An 18,000-nucleotide genomic window follows, 5' to 3' on the forward strand; every position below is an offset into this window, starting at 1 on the left:
TTCGTGCGCGCTCCAAATTTTAGGAATACATGACAACAATTCGTGAAATTCCTAAATGGAGCATGAACAGATCGCGCGAGAAATCACCTCGCCATGGCCCATCCCGGGACGATCGGACCTGGGTCATGGCGGCGTTGCTTTAAGAGAGCGATCAGCCGGCGCGACGGTAGGCCGCCGGGTGGTCTTGTTCTCGACGTGCGTGAGCGACCGTCGAGACAGCCGCCGCGTCGCGCGTCCGGAAACCACGCAGCGCGGCAACCAGGCGCTCCACCTCGTCGCGGAGCGTCAAGGTCTGGGCGGAGGTCTCCTCGACCATGGCGGCATTCTGCTGGGTGATCGTGTCCATGCTGGCGACCGCCGCGTTCACTTCCCGCAGGCCGCCCGATTGGTCGGACGCGGCACCGGCGATGCCCGCGACGATGCCGTTGATTTCGCCGATGCGACCGATGATCTGGTCGAGCGCCTCGCCGGCACTGTTGACCAGGCCGACACCGGTCTGAACCTGTCCCGAACTCTGGGAAATCAGGCCCTTGATCTCGCGCGCCGCATTGGCGCAGCGTTGCGCCAGTTCGCGAACCTCCTGGGCCACGACCGCGAAGCCGCGGCCGGCCTCGCCCGCGCGGGCCGCCTCCACCCCGGCATTGAGGGCGAGTAGGTTGGTCTGGAAGGCAATCTCGTCGATGACGCCGATGATCTTGGAGATTTCCTCGGACGACTTTTCGATCGCCCCCATGGCGCTCACCGCGCGGGTCACCACTTCGCCCGATGCCCTGGCCTCGTCGAGGGTGATGCGCACGACGCTCGCCGCCTTTTGCGCTCCATCGGCGGCGAGTGTGACGTTCTGGGTCAATTCGTGCAGCGCGGCCGTGCTCTCCTCAAGCCCGGCAGCCTGCTGTTCCGTCCGCTGGGCGAGGTGATTGGACGCCTCCGAAATGGCTGTCGTCGAACGCAGGATCTCTTCGGCCGCGCCGCGCACCGTGCTGATCGTGTCGCGCAGTTTCTCGACCGAAGCATTGTAATCATGGGCCATGCCGACGAAGTTTTCCGGCTGATCGGGCGAGAGCTTGGCCTCGAGATCGCCGGCAGAAAGCCGGTTCAGCACATCGCTGAGGGCGGCGAGCGCGACCGCCTGCTGATGCTCGGCCTTGACGCGCGCATCTTCCGCCGCCTGCCGTTCGGCGGCCAGGATGTCCAGATAGACGGTGATAGCGTAATCCATGTCGAGGAGAGCAGCCTTCGCCAGAACGCCGATCTCTTCGCCCAGCACCTTGCCTTCCTTGCGGGCGAACCGGGATGGCCAGCGCTCCCGGACCACGGCATGGATGAGCTGTTCGATCAACAGCGCATAGCCGCCGATGTACCAGCGGGGCTCCAGGCCGATGCGGGCATGCGCCTGGCCGACAGCGGTCACGCCGGCGACATAACGCTCATCGAACTGTCCCGCCGTGACGATGTTCCAGTGCCCCTCCTGCCGCTTCTTGGCCCCCTGAAGATGGTCCTCATTGCGAAAGAAGGCGGCGGTCTCGGGCGTGCCCCTGACCTTCTTGTAGAAGACGTCGAGCGCCGAGCCGATGTTCTTGCCGATGGTCGGCGCAAGCGCCCTCAGCTTCTGTCTTGCCGTCTCATCGAGACCGAGGAACTGAAGTCTGGCCCCGAGGCCGTTATTTTCGTCGTGTCTGGTCATGTTAGCCCCGGGCGCTGGATCGGCCGTTGAACGTTGTTTTTGCGATGCGTTATTTAGCTTTTGATGAATTGTCGAGAACGGTAAATATTTGATTTAACTAATCTGCGATTTATGCCCCTTCGCGAGACACATGCGCCCTCGTTCTTTCCCCAATGAGGCCTTGGCCGCCCCGGCCGGCGAGACGCAGTGCATCAGTCCGCGCTGCGAGACACGTCGGTAAATGTTCCTGATTTGATCTGTCACGCCCGAGAGAATCTGCTAGTCTCCGCGGCCATGAACAGCACCGATCTCACCGCGCTCGCCATCGACACATTTGGTCTTTCTCCCTCCGCACTTGTCGGCATCGTCGGCGCGATACTGCTCGTTTTCCTTTTCCTGCTTTTCCTGTCCCTGCGCCGCTCCGGTCGCCTTCGCGCCTCAATGGAGATGGAGGCGGCCCGACGCGAAGCCGTGGCCGAGGCGCGGCTTGCGGAACTGCTCCGAGCCCAGGCGGAGATACAGGGACGACTGGCCGCCATGTCGGACGTGTTCGGCAAGCGTCAGACGGAGCTCAACCAGACGATCAACCAGCGGCTGGACGGCCTGACCCAACGCCTCGGCACGACGATCACCGAGCAGACGAAATCGACGCATGAGAACCTGCGGCACCTGCAGGAACGTCTGGCGGTGATCGATGCGGCGCAGAACAATATCCAGTCGCTCGCCAAGGACGTGGTCGGGCTGCAGGCGATCTTGTCCAACAAGCAGACGCGCGGCGCCTTCGGCCAATCACGCATGGAGACGATCGTCGCGGACGGCCTGCCGATGGGCGCCTACACCTTCCAGTCGACGCTCTCGAACGGCATGCGCCCCGACTGTACGATCCGCATGCCGAACGGCTCGCCACCCCTGGTGATCGACGCGAAGTTTCCGCTCGAGGCGTGGAACGCCATTCGCGACGCGCAGACGCCGGAGGAAAGGAAACTCGCCGGCCAGGCCTTTCGCCGCGATATCGAGGTGCATATCCGTGACATCTCGGCCAAGTACCTGATAGCCGGGGAAACCCAGGACATGGCCTTCCTGTTCGTTCCATCGGAATCGATCTTCGCCGAAATCCACGAGCATTATGAGGCGGCCGTCCAGAAAGCCCATCGCCTACGTGTCGTGATCGTCTCGCCCTCGCTGCTGATGCTGTCGATCCAGGTGATCCAGGCCGTCCTCAAGGACCAGCGCATGCGCGAGCAGGCGCACCTGATCCAGGGCGAGGTCGTCCACCTGATGGAAGATCTGGTCCGCTTGGACGAGCGTACGAGAAAGCTGCAGGCGCATTTTCTCGCCGCGCAAAAAGATGTGGACATGATTCTCACTTCCGCCGACAAGCTGACCAAACGGGGCGCCAGGATCGAAGCCCTCGAATTCCAGGCGGGCTCGGCCGCATCGACCGACGAGGACCAGAGATCGGTGGAGAGCCGAACCGGCCTGCTGAAGCTGAGGATCGTCGACGACGAATAGGACCCGGTCCAACCAAGACCAAGGACGGAAACACGCATGATCACCGTATTCGGCTCCATCAACATGGACCTCATCGCCACGACACCCCGGCTCCCCAAACCGGGCGAAACGGTGGCTGGCAGCGGCTTTTCAACCGCCGCCGGGGGCAAGGGCGCCAATCAGGCCCTGGCCGCGCGCCGGGCCGGCTCTACCGTGCGCATGGTCGGCGCCGTGGGGGGTGACGAATTCGCCGCGCCGGCGCTCGCCCTCTTGGAGGAAGCGGGAACGGATCTCGGCGCCGTCCGGCGCGTCGGCGGACCGACCGGAATCGCCCTTATCCTGGTCGGCGGCGACGGCGAGAACATGATCACGGTGGTGCCGGGCGCCAACGGCACGGTCGGCGAGCAGGAAGCCTCGGCAGCTGTCGCGGTCATGCAGCCGGGCGATTTTCTCATGCTGCAGTTGGAAGTGCCGGCAGGAGCCGTGGAGCGGGCTCTGGTCGAGGCGAAGGGCCGCGGCGTTTCGAGCATCCTCAACATCGCCCCTCTGACGGCGGATGCCGTCCGTCTCGGGCGGATGGCCGATATCGTCATCGCCAACGAAACCGAATTCGAGCTTTTCGCGGGGCGTGGTGTGATGACCGCGCCGCAGCGCGAGGACGCCCTGATGCAACTTCATCGAGAGACCGGCCAGACGCTGATCGTCACGCTCGGCGCCGAGGGCGTGATCGCCGCACGGGATTCCAAGCTCCATCGGGCCCAAGGCCTGGCGATCGAACCGGTCGACACGGTCGGCGCGGGCGACACCTTCTGCGGCTACCTGGCCGCGAGCCTGGATCAGGGACTGGATTTCGAAGCCGCGCTTCGCCGGGCGGCCGTCGCCGGGTCGCTTGCCTGCCTCAAGCATGGCGCCCAGCCATCCATCCCCACCGCCGGCGAGGTCGAGCCACATCTCTAGGGATGCCGGCTTCGGCCGCCCCTTTTCACCATCCCGGATCAGAGGCGGGCGAAGCGCTCGATCAGCAGGTCGAAGAAGCCGTCGGCATCGACATGGCGCATGACGCGCGCATTCGGCGTGCGGTTCGATACCCGCCACCAGTCGACCACCGTCATGCCGACCGTCAGCTCCGAAGTGGTCTCGATCTCGACATTGCAATGCCGGCCGGAAAAGAGTTCGGGCCTGAGAAGATAGGCGATCACGGTCGGATCGTGCAGCGGGCCGCCATCGGAGCCGTATTTTTCCTCGTCGAAGCGCTCGAAGAACTCCAGCCAGTCGACCATGACCTTGGCCGGGCGGGTGCCGAGCGCGGCAAGCCGGGCCACGCGGGCCTTGGTGGTCATCAACTGGTGGGTCACGTCGAGCGGCATCATGACGAGCGGGATTCCCGCCCTGAAGACGATGTCGGCCGCCTGAGGATCGACATAGATATTGAACTCGGCCGCGGGCGTGATGTTGCCGCCTTCGAAGAAGCCGCCTCCCATCAGCACCAGTTCGCGGATGCGCGGGGCGATGTCCGGCGCCTTGCGGATCGCCATGGCGAGATTGGTCAGCGGGCCGAGCGTGCACAGCGTCACGCTGCCCTCCGGCTCCCGGCGCAGCGTCTCGACGATGAAATCGACGGCGTGCTGCGGCATGACCTGCATCGTCGGTTCGTCGAGCACCGCGCCATCAAGACCCGTCTTGCCGTGAACGTGCTCGGCGGTGACCAGCGGGCGTTCGATCGGCCTGTCGGCGCCTTCATAGACCGGGATGTCGGTGCGCCCGCACAATTCGCAGACGATCCGCGCATTCCGGCTCGTCAGTCCCAGGGGCACGTTGCCGGCGACGGTGGTGACCCCGAGGATCTCGAGCTCTTCCCCGCTGGCAAAGGCCAGCATCAGGGCTGCCGCGTCATCCTGCCCCGGGTCGGTGTCGATGATGATCTTCCTGCGCTCGGTCATGCCCGCCATCCTGTTAAAAGGGTCGCCTGATGAGCCCGGTCAAGGCTTTTGTCAAGTATCGGCACGGTGTGTCCGCTACTCCCGGCCGCCTCACCTTGATCGACGCCGCCAAAGCGCATCATCCTCCGAAAAAGGAACACGAACGGTTTGGCGCCACCTTGCGCAATGGCTCTCTCCCGATCGCCCCGTTCCGCCCGCGTGAGGCGAAAATGGTGCGAAAAATTAACATTTCCGCTGCACAGTACGGTTAACGGCATGATCGTGCCGTAGCTCCCTGAAGTGGCGGAGGACCGGAATGTTGATGAGAGAAGTAAACGCGCGTCTTACCCAGTCGGAACTGGCCCATCTCGGTGCCGGCGAAGTGGGATACATCCGCAAGATGCGTTCCGAGGAAGTGTCCCGCTGCTTTCCGGAAGCGCCGGATATCGATCCCAGCCTCGATCTCTGGGCCCTGTTCGGCGCCGACGGTACGCCGATCCTCCTGACCGACAATCGCTCCAGCACCTTCTACAAGGCAGCCGAGGACGAATTGAAGACGGTCAGCCTGCACTGACCTTCGACGTCACGACCTAACGAATGTGAGATATGCAGAGGCGCGGCCTTCGCGCTTCGCCTTGGCTTCGTAGCGCGTGCCCGGCCAACCGGAGAACGGGGTCCGCCAGTCCGCCGCATTGCGCGCGGTCCATTGGAAGCCGCCATGTCGGCTGCAATGCTGCAGGGTCCAGTTCAGATAGGTATCGATGTCCGAGGCGAAGCAGAACAGGCCGCCGGGCTTCAACACGCGATGGAAACGCTGGAGATTGACCTGCGAGACGAAGCGCCGTTTCCAATGCTTCTTCTTGGGCCAGGGGTCCGGATAGAGGAGGTCGATCTGGTCGATCGAGCCGTCCGGCAGCCAGTCCAGCAGCTGCGTGGCGTCATCGTCATGAACGCGGATATTCTTCAATCCCTCGGCCTCGACCACGGCCAGAAGCTTGGCCATGGAGTTGACGAAGGGCTCGACGCCGATGAATCCGGTCTCGGGATTGGTGCGGGCGCGATGAACGAGATGCTCGCCGCCGCCAAAGCCGATTTCGAGGCGGACCTTATCCACCGCAAGCGGAAAGAGCGACTTGATGTCGACCGGGGCTGGAGAAGCCAGGTCGATCTTCAACGCCGGCAGGAGGGTTTCCATTCGCTCGACCTGCTGGTCGCGCAAGGGCTTTCCCTTTCGCCGACCGAAGAAGGCTTCGGTCGACCGTGTCCTGCGTTCCGCTTCCGTCATTCGTTCAAGCCTTGAGAGCATCCTTGAGCGGCTTGACCAGATCGAGCTTCTCCCAGGAGAAGGAGCCGTCACGGCCTGCCTTGCGGCCGAAATGACCGTAAGCCGACGTCTTAGCATAGATCGGCTTGTTCAGGTCAAGATGGCGACGGATGCCAGACGGGGAGAGATCCATGACCTTGCGGATCGCGGCCTCGACCTCGTCCTCGGTGACCTTGCCGGTTCCATGCAGGTCGACATAGATCGACAGCGGCTGGGCGATGCCGATCGCGTAGGAGATCTGGATGGTGCAGCGGTCGGCAAGACCGGCGGCCACGACGTTCTTGGCGAGGTAACGCGCCGCGTAGGCCGCCGAACGGTCGACCTTGGTGGTGTCCTTGCCGGAGAAGGCGCCGCCGCCATGGGGGGCAGCACCCCCATAGGTGTCGACGATGATCTTGCGGCCGGTCAGGCCGGCGTCGCCGTCCGGGCCGCCGATGACGAACTTGCCGGTCGGGTTGACATACCACTTGCAGTCATCGGCGATCTTCAGGTCGCCGAGCGCTTCGCGAATATAGGGTTCGACGACCGAGCGGACCTTGTTCGAATCCCAGCTGTCATCGAGATGCTGGGTGGACAGGACGATCGACACCGCTTCGAAGGGCTTGCCGTCGACATAGCGCACGGTCACCTGGCTCTTGGCGTCGGGCCCGAGCTTGGCAGCCTCGCCCTCGCCCTTCTTGCGGGCGGCGGCGAGCAGCTGGAGAATGCGGTGGGCGTAGTAGATCGGCGCCGGCATGAGGTCCGGCGTTTCGCGGCAGGCATAGCCGAACATGATGCCCTGGTCGCCGGCGCCTTCGCTGTTGTCATGGTCGGCGGCCTTGTCGACGCCCTGGGCGATGTGGGCGGACTGCGAATGCAGCAGCACGTCGATGCGCGCCGTCTTCCAGTGGAAGCCGTCCTGCTCATAGCCGATGTCGCGGATCGCCTTGCGGGCGGCCGACTTGAATTTCGAGGGATTGATGACCTTCTCGCCGTTCTTGTCGAGCTTCATCAGGCTGTCGGGCAGGCGAACCTCGCCGGCGATCACGACGCGGTTGGTCGTTGCCAGGGTCTCGCATGCGATTCGCACGTTCCAGGGGTCTTCACCAGTCTTGGCGGCTTCCCGGTAAACCAGGTCGACGATTTCGTCGGAGATGCGGTCACAGACTTTGTCCGGGTGACCTTCGGACACAGATTCACTGGTGAAAAGATAGTTCGCGCGCATGCGGGATTCCCCTCAAAGAACAGGCCTTGCCCTTGTTAGTCAGTTCACGCACGAAAAACAAGGAGACAACGACATAAATATATCTTTATATCGACATTTCCGCGGCCCACTGGGCAGAAAAAAAGCGGCCGGAGCCGCTCTCTTCCATCGATCGCAGCAGAAATCAGTCGGCATCGGCTTCCGCAGCCAGCGCCTTGACCAGATCCACCAGCTTGCGACGCACCTTCGGGTCGGTGATCTTGACGAAAGCGCGGTTGAGCTGCAGCCCCTCCGACGAGGAGAGAAAGTCGACGACGTAGTTGGAGCTCGATGCTTCGGCCATGCCGGAGGCACCCGATGCCTGATCGCCCGGCGCGTCTTCGAAGAAGAAGGAAACCGGAACATTCAGAATGCTGGAAATGTTCTGCAGCCGGCTGGCGCCGACGCGATTGGTGCCTTTTTCGTATTTCTGGATCTGCTGGAAGGTGATGCCGAGGCTTTCGCCCAGCTTCTCCTGGCTCATACCCAGCATGGTACGGCGAAGGCGAATCCGGCTGCCGACATGGATGTCGATCGGGTTCGGCTTCTTCTTATTCTCAATCATGTTGCGATCCTGACAAGTGTTGGCATTGCACCATAACCCTCTGCTCCGGACGGACCATAACGTGGCGTTGCACACGCCGTTCAGGAACTTTAAGCATACGTACGGACCTATGGTTCAATCCACTATGCAATTTTAGGGGTTTTTGGTCAATTCGTCCGGAAAATAAAACCCATGCGTGAAATCAGCGCAGCCAATACCATGGCAAGCACAATCAACCAGAAGTTTATCGATCGGTCGGCATTGTTCCATTTTGAAACAGGCACTAACCCGATGGTTGCATCTGCCGCCCCTCTGGCGTTCAGCGCCACCCCAGAAATGATACGCCCGCGGACATCGACGATGGCGGAAATGCCGTTATTGGCACTGCGAATGAGCGGCAGACCGGCCTCGACGGCGCGGATTCTGGCCTGGAGGAAGTGCTGATAGGGGCCTGGGGTCGCGCCGAACCAGGCGTCGTTCGTCAGATTGAGGATCGCTCCGGCCTCGCCCGCCGGAATGTCGATCTCGTCGGGAAAAATGATCTCGTAGCAGATCAGCGGATAGAGTCCGACGCCGGAGGGAAGCGGGAGCAGCGACCGATCCGAGGCCGCCGAGAATCCGCCGGGCAGGCTCACGAGGTTGTCGAAGCCGACCCGGCGCAGCACATCCTCATAGGGAACATATTCGCCGAACGGCGTCAGGTGAACCTTGTCGGATGCCGACAGGATCTGCCCCTTGTCATCGATCACGTAGACGGAATTATAATAGCGCGGCGCCTGCCCTGCCCCCTGCTCCTCGGCGCGCACGGCGCCGCTCACCAGCACCTGCCCGTCCTTCAGCACATCGGCGATCCGCGCCAGGGCGTCGGGATGCTCGGTCAGGATGAAGGGAATGGAGGTTTCCGGCCAGACGATCACATCGGGCTGCGGCTTTCCCTCCTCTACCGGCTCGGCGGACAATTCCAGGTGCTGGTTGAATATGTCGATCCGGTCGGCGTTTTCGAGCTTGCGCGCCTGGTCGATCACCGGCTGGACGAGCCGCACCGTCAGCGTCTTCTCACCGCTCGGCAGAGACTGTCCCAGCATGTAGGCGCCAAAGCCGAGGTGGGCGCCAAACAGCAGCCCCGCCAGGGCGAGCCCCGGCAGCAGACCCTTGCGGGTCCCCAGCAGTGCCGGAACCGAGAAGACAAGGACCGCCAATGTGCTCACGCCGAACAATCCGAGCGGGGCGGCCGATTGCATCATCAGCGGGATCGGCATCGCGCCGTAACCGATCGCATTCCACGGGAAGCCGGTGGCGACAAAGCTGCGGAGCCATTCGGCCAGACCGAAGCCGGCGGCCAGTGCCGCGATCCGACCGATCCCATCCGACCATAGCAACCGGACGAACAGGGTCGCCAGTCCGTAGAACAGGGCAAGCACCGCCGGCAAGCCCAGGACGGCCAGCGGAAGCGCCCAGGCGAAGTCCTCCGCCTCGATCAGCAGTGCATTGCCGAGCCACCACAGGCCGGCAACGAAATAGCCGAAGCCGAATAGCCAACCAATGACGAAGGCGGATCGAAGGCCGTAGGAATGGGCCCGATCAGGATTGCCCGAGACACCGTCGAGCAGCCACACCAATAGCGGAAAGGAAACGAACAGGACTGCGAAGAAGCCGAAGGGCGGCAGCGCCAAGGCCCCGAGCGCACCGGCGAGAAACGCAAGGAGTGCGCGTTTCGCTCCTGCGAGCAGCATGATCCTTCCGGCCAGCCGTTCCATCCCGTCCCTTTCCCGTCGCCCCGAATCAATCTGCCCGCAGTGTTCCAAAAAACACCGGACTTGTCGTGCGGATAGGGAAGGGATCGCCTGATCCAAACAGGGTCAGGCGGTCTTGTCGGTCTCGGTGGAAAGCGCCGAGTCGGCGGGAGGCACGGCATTCGGCACCGCCGCCCGCGCTCTTGCGGCCTTGAGCGGCGCCTCGACATCGCCCTTGGCCAGGCGCCGGCGCGCCGACGGACGCTTGCGAACGATGCGTACGCGCTTGATGCGGCGAGGGTCGGCATCGAGGATGTGAAACTCGAAGCCCGACAGCGCCTGGACCACCTCGCCACGAGCCGGAATACGTCCGAGCGCGGCGAAGATCAGACCGCCCAGCGTGTCGACGTCGTCGAGCTTCTCGCGAATCTCGAAATCGGGACCGATCGCCTCGGCGATCTCCTCCAGTTCGACGCGGGCATCGGCCACCAGAACATCGTCCGACATCCGGCTGAACATGGCCTCCTCGTCGTCATGTTCGTCGTCAATATCGCCGACGACCATTTCGACGATGTCCTCATGCGAAACCAGACCGTCGGTGCCGCCATATTCGTCGATCACCAGGGCAATCTGGGTGCGGGCCGTCTGCATGCGGCTCAACAGGTCGGAAGCAAGCATCGAAGGCGGCACGAACAGGATCGAGCGGACGATGCCGCATTCGGCCACGGTCTTCGACAGATCGACGCGACCGAGATCGAAATCGGTCTTGGCGGCGCGCGGGGCCTTATCCGCCTTGTCGGACTTGTCGGCCTTGTCCGCCACCGACTTGTCGCCGGCGGACGACGCCGCGCGTGACCCGTTGCGCCGCTTGTTGCGGGCCTGCTTGGTGACGTAGGACAGAAGATCGCGGATATGCACCATGCCGCGGGGATCGTCGAGCGTCTCGCAATAGACCGGCATGCGCGAGCGTCCGGATTCCTCGAACAGGACCATCAATTCGCCGATGCTGATATTTTGATCCACCGCCTCGATGTCGACCCGCGGCACCATCACATCCTCGACCCGCACCTCGCGGAAACGCAGGATATTGTGGAGCATTGCCCGTTCTTCAGGGGTGAAGACATCGCTCGTTCCGGCGTCGGCCTTCAGCGCGTCGGTCAGGTCTTCGCGAAGGCTCGATGTCTGCGGCGGCCGCAGGATTCGCGCGGCGCGAGCCCAGAAGGAAGTGTGGGTTCGGCCGGAAGTTTCCGGCCTGGAAGGACTTCCGCCCTCGTCGGAAGAGGAACCGTCGGATCCCTCATTGGCCTCGGAGGCCAGTCTTGTCGCAAAATCGCTCATTATTCCAAACTGTCAAACCGGGTCCTGGCCCGCATAGGGATCAGATAATCCAAGTGAGGCCAAAATGCGAGTCTCAAGGCTCTCCATTATTTCCGCTTCCTCGCCGTCCATGTGGTCATAGCCGAAGAGATGCAGAAAACCGTGGACCATCAGATGGGTCAGATGGTCGGTGAAGCTCTTTTCGAGATCGACCGCTTCGCGCTCAACGGTCTCGCGCGCGATGATGATGTCGCCGAGCATCGGGCCGGGCTTTCCGCCGGGGACGAGCGGAAAGGCGGGAAAGGAAAGCACGTTGGTCGGCTTGTCCTGCCCGCGCCATTCCGCATTGACCGCCCGCACCTGCTCGTCGTTGGAGAAAACCAGCGACACCTCGATCGGCATGGCGGGAAAGAGCTGTTTTTCCTCGCTGCGCAAATATTCCGCAGCCGTCTCCAGCACTTTGCCCGCCAGGCTTTCCAGTTCCGCTTCCTGCGCCCAGCCCTCGGCTTCGATGGCGATCTGTATGTCGAGTTTCGGCATCATCGGTATCCGGCCTAGCGGTCGGTCTGCTCGCTTTCGTCCTGGACGGCATATTGCGCATCATAGGCCCGCACGATGCGCCCGACCAGCGGATGGCGCACGACATCGACATCCTTGAAACGCACGAAGGACACTCCCTCCACCCCCTTGAGGATCTGCAGCGCCTCGACCAGGCCCGACTTCACCCCGCGCGGCAGGTCGACCTGGCTCGGATCGCCGGTAACGATCATCCGCGCATTCTCGCCGAGACGCGTGAGGAACATCTTCATCTGCATCGACGTGGTGTTCTGGGCCTCGTCGAGAATGACCGCGGCATTGGCCAGCGTGCGGCCACGCATGAAGGCGAGCGGCGCGATCTCGATGACGCCGGCGGTGATCGCCCGCTCGACCTTGTCGCCGGGCATCATGTCGTAGAGCGCGTCATAGAGCGGCCGCAGATAGGGGTCGACCTTCTCCTTCATGTCGCCGGGCAGGAAGCCGAGGCGTTCGCCGGCTTCGACGGCCGGACGCGACAGGATGATGCGGTCGACCGCGCCGCGTTCCAGCAATTGTGCCGCATGGGCGACCGCCAGATAGGTCTTGCCCGTCCCGGCGGGACCGACGCCGAAGACCAGTTCCGAGCGCTCGAGCGCCCGCATATAGACGTCCTGCGTCGGCGTGCGAGCGGAGACCGTCTTCTTGCGCGTGGCGATCTGCGCCATGGACAGCTTGGCCTTGCGCTCCATCGTCGGCAGCGTCAACTGATCGTCGGCGGCTACCGCCATGCGGATCGCCCCCTCGACGTCGGAGGCTTCCACCGAGCCGCCGCTTTGCAGCCGGGCATAGAGGAAATCCAGCGCGCGGCGCGCCTGGTTGGTCGCAAGCAGTTCACCGGAAATCGATACGGAATTGCCCCGCGCCCGCGCCTGGATCTGCAGTCGATCCTCCAGCAGCTTGAGGTTCTGGTCGAACTGACCGAAGAGCTCACTGGCGAACCTATTGTTCTCGAACGTCAAGATGAAGTGATTGGCGTCGGTCACGGCGGCATGGAGGTTGCGTGAAGATGAAGTAATCACTTCTTGTGGGTTCAAGCGATCAGGCTCCTGTGCGATCAGGTTCTGGCCCTCACTCTAACCCTCTGCCACCTCGGCAAACAAGCTGTTCGGGCCGGCTGCGGTGATTCGTACATTGATAATGTCACCGATTTTCGACGTGTTTGCATCAACATTCACAGATTGCAGCCAGGGAGACCGACCGATCAACTGACCGGGCATGCGACCGGGCTTTTCCAGAAGTAAGTCGATTTCGCGGCCAATCAAGGAGCGGGAGAAATCCTGCTGCTGTTTCAGCAACAATTCCTGCAGCCTGGCGAGGCGTTCGGTCTTCACATCCTCGGCCACGTGGTCCGGCAGATCGGCACCCGGCGTTCCGGGACGCGTCGAATATTTGAACGAATAGGCCTGGGCGTAGCCAATGGTTTCGACCAGATCCATCGTCGCCTGAAAATCCGCCTCCGTCTCGCCGGGGAAACCGACGATGAAATCGCCGGACAAGGCAATGTCCGGACGGGCCGCGCGGATACGCTCGACCAGAGCGATGTAGTCCGCGGCATTGTGGCGGCGGTTCATCGCCTTGAGGATACGATCGGAGCCGGCCTGCACCGGCAGGTGCAGATAGGGCATCAGCATTCTGAGATCGCGATGCGCCTCGATCAGCCGGTCATCCATGTCGCGCGGATGGCTTGTGGTGTAGCGCAGACGGGCCAGCCCCGGTATCTCCGCCAGCCGGTATAGCAGGTCGCCAAGCCCGATCGCCCGGCCGGCTGCATCCGTGCCATGCCAGGCATTGACGTTCTGGCCAAGCAGGGTCAGTTCGCGAACGCCGGCGGCGACCAGTTTTTCGGCTTCCGAGACGATCTGTGCGATCGGGCGGGAAACCTCCGAACCGCGCGTATAGGGCACCACGCAGAAGGTGCAGAACTTGTCGCAGCCCTCCTGCACGGTGAGGAAAGCGGTCACGCTGCGCGCCCTGCCCTTCACCCTGGTCGGGTCCGGCAGATGCTCGAACTTGTCTTCGAGCGCGTATTCGGTGTCGACCACCCGCTCGCCGGATCGCGCGCGCTTAAGCGCCTGGGGCAGGCGATGGTAGGTCTGCGGACCGATTACCACGTCGACGGCGGGTTCCCGGCGGGCGATCTCGTCGCCCTCCGCCTGGGCGACGCAGCCGGCGACGCCGATCATGAACTCGCGGCCCTCGGCGGCGCGGGCCTTCTTCGTCTCGCGCAGCCGGCCGAGCGCCGAATAGACCTTTTCGGCGGCCTTTTCGCGGATATGGCAGGTGTTCAGGAGAACCAGATCGGCATCGTCCATGGTCTCCGTGGCGACATAGCCCTCGGCGGCCAGCGCATCGGACATGCGGCCGGAATCATAGACGTTCATCTGGCAGCCATAGGTCTTGATGAAGACCTTGCGCTCGGCAAGGGCGGTGGCGCCTTGCGGCTGATCCGTGGCGGCAAGAAGTGCGGTGTCCTGTGTCATGCGGGCTATTTAGTGGTTTTTGCCGGCGGATTAAACCGAAAAATGCCAGGCGGCCCCTAGCGCCACAGCCGGCCGCGCAGATGGTCGAGCAACATGCTGCGGATTCGCTTTTCCACCAGCGCCGCAACCTGCTTGCGATTTCCGCCCTGGCGATACTCGACGACTTCGCCGAAGCTGACGTCAACATCGATCGCGCCCGCCTTCAGCACGCCGAGGAGATGCGGCACCATGCCGACATCGCCCGGCCAGCCGGCCAGCGGCCGGTGGTAGCGTCCCATCGGCATGCCATGCACCCGCGTATAGGCGATCGCCACGGGCTGGACATAGACGACACCTTCGGGGGCGAGCGGCAGAGCGGCGGCGGCGGCACCGAACAGGGAGGTCTTCACATCGAGAACGCGGTTTCCGTCGGAGGTCGTCCCCTCCGGGAACAGGACGACGATCTCGCCGTCGGCCATGCGCTCGGCAATCTCGCTCACCTGGTCGCCGGTGCGGCGCTTTTCCTCACGCACGACGAAAATGCTCTTCTGCATCCTGGCGAGGAGGCCGAAGATCGGCCAGCCGGAAACCTCGGTCTTGGCGATGAAGACGACGTCGGCAAGTGCGCCGAGCACAAGGATGTCCTTCCACGAGGCGTGGTTGGCGGCAATCATCAGCGGACGATGGCGCTCCAGCCTGCCGTGGGAGCGGATGCGGATGCCGATCAGTCGACACGCCAGTCCATGCCAGAGACGGGGAAGCCGGCGGCGCAGTTTCCAGTCGAAACGGAGAGCCAGAAGCTGGATCGGCGCGAGCAGCAGAGTCATGATCGCGATCACGAGCAGGACAAGCGCGACCCTCAACCAGTTGATCACGCAATCACCCCAGTTGACGGACGCATGGTTCAGCCTTCGTCCTTGGCAAGCGGCACACCGTAGAGTTCGAGCCTGTGGTCAACGAGACGAAAACCGTGCTCGCGGGCGATGCGCTCCTGCAGCGCCTCGATCTCCGGCGAATGGAATTCGATGACAACACCGGTCTTCAGGTCGATCAGGTGGTCGTGATGTTCTTCCGGCACGGTTTCGTAGCGCGAGCGGCCATCGCGGAAATCGTGGCGCTCGATGATTCCGGCATCCTCGAAAAGCTTGACGGTGCGATAGACTGTACTGATCGAGATCTTCGCGTCGATCTTGACTGAGCGGCGATAGAGTTCCTCGACATCGGGATGGTCGGCGGATTCCTCGAGAATCCGCGCGATGATGCGACGCTGTTCCGTCATGCGCATGCCGCGCTCGACGCACAGTTCCTCCAGCGATTTGGGTGCTTCGCTCATGACCAGAATGTTCCCGCGCGTGCCACTCTTATGACAGAGGCAACTATCGAAGATCGCGTCGCATGACAAGCGCGGAGGATCGCCGTCCACTTGCGTCGGTGTAATAGGCGGGCCGCTCGCCGGCCTTCTGGAAGCCGAGCTTGCGATAGAGGCCAAGGGCGGCCTGGTTGCCGTCGTCGACCTCCAGGAACATGGCTTCGCCGCCACGGCTGCCTGCCTCACGCATCGCCGCCTGCATCAGCCGCCATCCAAGGCCAAAGCGAGCGCACTTTTCGCCGACGGCAATCGTCAGGATTTCCGCCTCGCCCGCCGTCTCCCGGGCCAGCACGAAACCCGCCAACGGGGCCTTGAAGATCAGGGTATTGGTCTGCCAGACGACGAAACCGAAGGAATTGGGCTGGAGCAGAAGGCTGAGGAACTCGCCGTCGTTCCATGCCTTGGAAAAGCGCTGAGCGTGCAATTCCGCGACCGCAGCGCAATGCTCGGCCGCCATCGGCACGATTTCGAATTCGGGTTTGCGATTGAGATAGGTGTCCAGCATCGGTCTTCACGCTCGGGATACGGCAAAACCCGTCTGCGGCTTGGCATCGGGTCCGCGCAAGTATAGCGGCGTCGGCTTGCCCGCAGCTTTCGCCTCGGCGCCGAGAATGGCGGCAACCGAAATCGAGAACCGGTCGGTCTCCGTCACTGCGTCAGCGTCAGACAGAAGAGGCCCGGCGGAACCCGTGATCTGCCATTCCCCGGAAGAGGCAAGCGCGCGGAACTCGTCCAGGGACGTCATTTCTGCCGCGCCCAGCGGTTCCAGCGTGGCCGAAAAGCGCCGCAGATAGATTTCACCGCGCTTGGCATCCATCGCCGCCAGGACGGGCATCCCTTGGTTTGGCACCATGTGCGCCAGAATGGAAAGCGTCGATATGCCGACGGCCTCGATGCCGAGCGAGAGCGCCAGGCCACGCGCGGCGGCGACGCCGACGCGGATGCCGGTGAACGAGCCGGGGCCAATGGTCACGGCGATGCGCTCAACCGCCGACAGATCGATCTTGGCGGCATCGAGTGCCGCATCGATCGTCGCCATCAGTTTTTCCGCATGGCCCCGACCGATCATTTCGGTCGCTTCACCCAGCAGACGATGAGCGTCGCCGTCATAGACCGCCGCGGAACAATCGACGCCGGCCGTATCGATCGCCAGTACGATCATTCCCCGCTCCTCGCGACCCGCGGTCAGACCGCTTCGACTTCCTGCACCTCGGGCACGAAATGGCGCAGCAGGTTCTGCACGCCGTGCTTCAAGGTCGCGGTCGAGGACGGGCAACCGGCGCAGGCGCCCTTCATGTTGAGATAGACCTTGCCGTTCTTGAAACCGCGGAAGGTGATGTCGCCGCCGTCCTGCGCGACGGCCGGGCGGACGCGAGTCTCGAGCAGTTCCTTGATGGTCGCGACGATCGTTTCGTCGCCCGCTTCGAAGAACTCTTCGTCGCCGTCCTCGTCATTGGCGGTCGCGGCCGAGCCCATGACCTTCGCGCCGCTCATGAAATGCTCCATGATCGTGCCGAGGATCGCCGGCTTCAGATGCTGCCATTCCGGACCGTCTTTGGTCACGGTGACGAAATCATAGCCGAAGAAGACGCCGGTCACGCCGGGAATCGAGAAGATCCGAGCCGCCAGCGGCGAGACGGCAGCACTATCGGCGTCGCGGAATTCGGCCGTGCCGGACTCCATCACGACCTTGCCGGGAAGAAACTTGAGCGTCGCCGGGTTCGGCGTGGCTTCGGTCTGTATGAACATGGGAACCTCCGAGCGGCTTCAAGGGCCGCCGTCCAATTTAGAATGCTTCAAAAAAGATAGTCCTGAACGCAACGGCCTTCAAGCCTGATCTGACATTTGCCACGCGGCCGATCAGCAGAGCGCGTCGATTTCCTCGTTGGTGAGGGAATCCGGCAGGACGGTCACGGGGATCGGGAAGGCGGCCCCTCGTCCGGCGATCATCGAAACCAGCGGACCCGGGCCTTCCTTGGTCGACCCTGCCGCCAGAACGAGAATGGCGATGTCGCGGTCTTCCTCGATCAGCCCGTTGATAGCAGCGGTGGAATTTCCCTCGCGGATGACGATCTCCGGCTCGATGCCGATCGTCTCGCGCACGGTCTGCGCCGCCTTGGCCATCACGGCCTCCGCCTCTTCGCGAGCCTCGGCCCGCATGATCTCCTCCACGCCCAGCCATTGCTGGAAATCGCCTTCCGGGATGACATACATCAGCACCAGACCGCCATTGGAGTTCTTGGCACGTCGCCCGGCATAGTGCACCGCGCGCGAGCATTCCGGCGTATTGTCGATCACCGCCATGAACTTGCGTCGGTGACCTTCGAGGCGTGACAGGCGTGTTGAAACCATAGGGTACCCCGCCGCAGGATGGGTTGAACTT

20 protein-coding genes are annotated in these 18,000 nt (G+C 63.1%); 4 read left to right on the forward strand and 16 right to left on the reverse strand.

Annotation, left to right across the window (positions count from 1 at the left end):
• Positions 1-151: 151 nt before the first annotated feature.
• Entirely contained in the window at positions 152-1,684 is a 1,533-nt protein-coding gene (locus DYZ14_RS00310) for a methyl-accepting chemotaxis protein (RefSeq protein ID WP_154718827.1), read from the reverse strand.
• Positions 1,685-1,957: 273 nt separating this feature from the next.
• Here DYZ14_RS00310 and DYZ14_RS00315 point away from each other — a divergent pair, with 273 nt between their 5' ends.
• Together DYZ14_RS00315 and DYZ14_RS00320 are read left to right on the forward strand one after the other, a co-directional pair.
• On the forward strand, positions 1,958-3,175 hold the full coding sequence (locus tag DYZ14_RS00315) for a DNA recombination protein RmuC (protein ID WP_154718828.1): 1,218 nt from the start codon (positions 1,958-1,960) through the stop codon (positions 3,173-3,175).
• A gap of 36 nt (positions 3,176-3,211) precedes the next feature.
• Positions 3,212-4,111 carry a ribokinase gene (locus DYZ14_RS00320; RefSeq protein ID WP_154718829.1) on the forward strand — a complete coding sequence of 300 codons (900 nt, stop codon included), beginning with the start codon at positions 3,212-3,214 and terminating at the stop codon, positions 4,109-4,111.
• Positions 4,112-4,149: 38 nt separating this feature from the next.
• Here the strand turns inward: DYZ14_RS00320 and DYZ14_RS00325 are convergent, their stop codons facing one another.
• Positions 4,150-5,094, reverse strand: a complete 945-nt coding sequence (locus DYZ14_RS00325) for a nucleoside hydrolase (RefSeq protein WP_154718830.1) — start codon at positions 5,092-5,094, stop codon at positions 4,150-4,152.
• A gap of 29 nt (positions 5,095-5,123) precedes the next feature.
• On the opposite strand from DYZ14_RS00325, the gene DYZ14_RS00330 reads away from it, so the two are divergent.
• Together DYZ14_RS00330 and DYZ14_RS00335 are read left to right on the forward strand one after the other, a co-directional pair.
• Positions 5,124-5,345 (forward strand): hypothetical protein, encoded by a 222-nt coding sequence (locus tag DYZ14_RS00330; protein ID WP_154718831.1) that lies wholly within the window; start codon positions 5,124-5,126, stop codon positions 5,343-5,345.
• A 44-nt stretch (positions 5,346-5,389) separates the two neighbouring features.
• The gene (locus tag DYZ14_RS00335; protein WP_115668636.1) at positions 5,390-5,647 is read left to right on the forward strand and encodes a BQ00720 family protein; all 258 of its coding nucleotides are present in this window, start codon (positions 5,390-5,392) and stop codon (positions 5,645-5,647) included.
• A gap of 9 nt (positions 5,648-5,656) precedes the next feature.
• Here the strand turns inward: DYZ14_RS00335 and trmB are convergent, their stop codons facing one another.
• The 14 genes from trmB to DYZ14_RS00405 form a co-directional block, all read right to left on the reverse strand.
• Positions 5,657-6,358: a tRNA (guanosine(46)-N7)-methyltransferase TrmB gene (trmB, locus tag DYZ14_RS00340; RefSeq protein ID WP_154718832.1), complete on the reverse strand. Its 702-nt coding sequence runs from the start codon at positions 6,356-6,358 to the stop codon at positions 5,657-5,659.
• A 4-nt stretch (positions 6,359-6,362) separates the two neighbouring features.
• A complete protein-coding gene (gene metK / locus DYZ14_RS00345; RefSeq protein WP_154718833.1) occupies positions 6,363-7,601 on the reverse strand; it encodes a methionine adenosyltransferase in 1,239 nt (412 codons plus the stop codon).
• Positions 7,602-7,764: 163 nt separating this feature from the next.
• The gene (locus tag DYZ14_RS00350) at positions 7,765-8,184 is read right to left on the reverse strand and encodes a helix-turn-helix domain-containing protein (RefSeq protein WP_115668639.1); all 420 of its coding nucleotides are present in this window, start codon (positions 8,182-8,184) and stop codon (positions 7,765-7,767) included.
• A gap of 146 nt (positions 8,185-8,330) precedes the next feature.
• The gene (gene lnt, locus DYZ14_RS00355) at positions 8,331-9,920 is read right to left on the reverse strand and encodes an apolipoprotein N-acyltransferase (RefSeq protein ID WP_154718834.1); all 1,590 of its coding nucleotides are present in this window, start codon (positions 9,918-9,920) and stop codon (positions 8,331-8,333) included.
• Positions 9,921-10,022: 102 nt separating this feature from the next.
• The gene (locus DYZ14_RS00360) at positions 10,023-11,234 is read right to left on the reverse strand and encodes a transporter associated domain-containing protein (RefSeq protein ID WP_154718835.1); all 1,212 of its coding nucleotides are present in this window, start codon (positions 11,232-11,234) and stop codon (positions 10,023-10,025) included.
• 12 nt (positions 11,235-11,246) lie between these two features.
• Entirely contained in the window at positions 11,247-11,753 is a 507-nt protein-coding gene (gene ybeY / locus DYZ14_RS00365) for an rRNA maturation RNase YbeY (RefSeq protein ID WP_154718836.1), read from the reverse strand.
• 14 nt (positions 11,754-11,767) lie between these two features.
• Positions 11,768-12,823: a PhoH family protein gene (locus tag DYZ14_RS00370; protein WP_154718837.1), complete on the reverse strand. Its 1,056-nt coding sequence runs from the start codon at positions 12,821-12,823 to the stop codon at positions 11,768-11,770.
• Between the two features lie 39 nt (positions 12,824-12,862).
• Positions 12,863-14,269 (reverse strand): tRNA (N6-isopentenyl adenosine(37)-C2)-methylthiotransferase MiaB, encoded by a 1,407-nt coding sequence (gene miaB / locus DYZ14_RS00375; protein ID WP_154718838.1) that lies wholly within the window; start codon positions 14,267-14,269, stop codon positions 12,863-12,865.
• Positions 14,270-14,325: 56 nt separating this feature from the next.
• Positions 14,326-15,123 carry a lysophospholipid acyltransferase family protein gene (locus tag DYZ14_RS00380; protein ID WP_154718839.1) on the reverse strand — a complete coding sequence of 266 codons (798 nt, stop codon included), beginning with the start codon at positions 15,121-15,123 and terminating at the stop codon, positions 14,326-14,328.
• 29 nt (positions 15,124-15,152) lie between these two features.
• Complete coding sequence (locus DYZ14_RS00385; RefSeq protein WP_115668644.1) at positions 15,153-15,581, reverse strand: Fur family transcriptional regulator; 429 nt, start codon at positions 15,579-15,581, stop codon at positions 15,153-15,155.
• Positions 15,582-15,624: 43 nt separating this feature from the next.
• On the reverse strand, positions 15,625-16,122 hold the full coding sequence (locus DYZ14_RS00390) for a GNAT family N-acetyltransferase (RefSeq protein WP_154718840.1): 498 nt from the start codon (positions 16,120-16,122) through the stop codon (positions 15,625-15,627).
• A 6-nt stretch (positions 16,123-16,128) separates the two neighbouring features.
• Positions 16,129-16,779 carry a tRNA (adenosine(37)-N6)-threonylcarbamoyltransferase complex dimerization subunit type 1 TsaB gene (tsaB, locus tag DYZ14_RS00395; RefSeq protein ID WP_154718841.1) on the reverse strand — a complete coding sequence of 217 codons (651 nt, stop codon included), beginning with the start codon at positions 16,777-16,779 and terminating at the stop codon, positions 16,129-16,131.
• A gap of 23 nt (positions 16,780-16,802) precedes the next feature.
• Complete coding sequence (locus DYZ14_RS00400; RefSeq protein ID WP_115668647.1) at positions 16,803-17,366, reverse strand: NifU family protein; 564 nt, start codon at positions 17,364-17,366, stop codon at positions 16,803-16,805.
• 111 nt (positions 17,367-17,477) lie between these two features.
• Positions 17,478-17,969: a universal stress protein gene (locus DYZ14_RS00405; protein ID WP_115668648.1), complete on the reverse strand. Its 492-nt coding sequence runs from the start codon at positions 17,967-17,969 to the stop codon at positions 17,478-17,480.
• Positions 17,970-18,000 lie beyond the last annotated feature (31 nt).

Source organism: Ciceribacter sp. T2.26MG-112.2 (assembly GCF_900492205.1).
Classification (GTDB): domain Bacteria; phylum Pseudomonadota; class Alphaproteobacteria; order Rhizobiales; family Rhizobiaceae; genus Allorhizobium; species Allorhizobium naphthalenivorans_A.